Below are 686 nucleotides of genomic sequence, written 5' to 3' on the forward strand. Positions count from 1 at the left end.
CTCGCGGGAGCGCCGCTGACCGCGCGGGTCGTCGCCACGCAGTGCGCGCAGCTGCGCGACAGCGGGCACGTGCACGCCGCCGTCGAGCGCGGCGAGCGTACGCCCGCCGTGCTGCTCCACGAGGTGCTGCCCGCCCTGCGCCGTCTGGTCGCCGCCGACGCCGGGCTCCGGCTCGTCACGGCACTGCAGATCGCCGCGGCCCTCGCCGTACTCGGTCTGGGACCCCAGCCCCCGGACCCCGACTGGGCCCTGATGCTCAGCGAGAACCTGCCTGGCGCCGCACTCAACCCCTGGGCGCTGCTGGCGCCGGCGATCCCCCTGGCCGGCTGCGCCTGGGTGTTCGCCGCAGCGGCCCGGACGGCCGCCCGTGTTCAGGGGGAGGCGGCATGACGGTCCGCGCCCACGAGGGGCTCGTTGCCATCGACGCCCCGCTGCTGGCGGCCGAGGGCCTGACCGTTCGTCGTGCCCTCGACGGAACCACCGTCCTGCCACCGGTCGACGTCCGCGTCGGCCCGGGGCAGGTGCTGGCCGTCACCGGCGCGTCCGGTGCCGGTAAATCCACGCTGCTGCGCGCCCTGCTCGACGTCCTCCCGGACGGACTGCACCGCGCGGCGGGCACCGTGCGCTGGCGCGGTGTGGCCGTGTCGCCCGGCCGGACGGCCCGGCGGTGGCGGCGCGCCCGGTGC

At 77.8% G+C, this 686-nt stretch carries 2 protein-coding genes; both read left to right on the top strand.

The window, feature by feature from the left end:
* Window positions 1-390: ABC transporter permease subunit (locus B7767_RS36400; protein ID WP_143652829.1), on the top strand; the 390-nt coding region annotated here is incomplete at its 5' end.
* On the top strand, window positions 387-686 hold a 300-nt coding region (locus B7767_RS36405), incomplete at its 3' end, for an ATP-binding cassette domain-containing protein (protein ID WP_143652830.1). The genes B7767_RS36400 and B7767_RS36405, both read left to right, overlap by 4 nt.

Origin of the sequence: Streptomyces sp. 13-12-16 (genome assembly GCF_002114215.1) — a bacterium.
Lineage (GTDB): Bacteria > Actinomycetota > Actinomycetes > Streptomycetales > Streptomycetaceae > Streptomyces.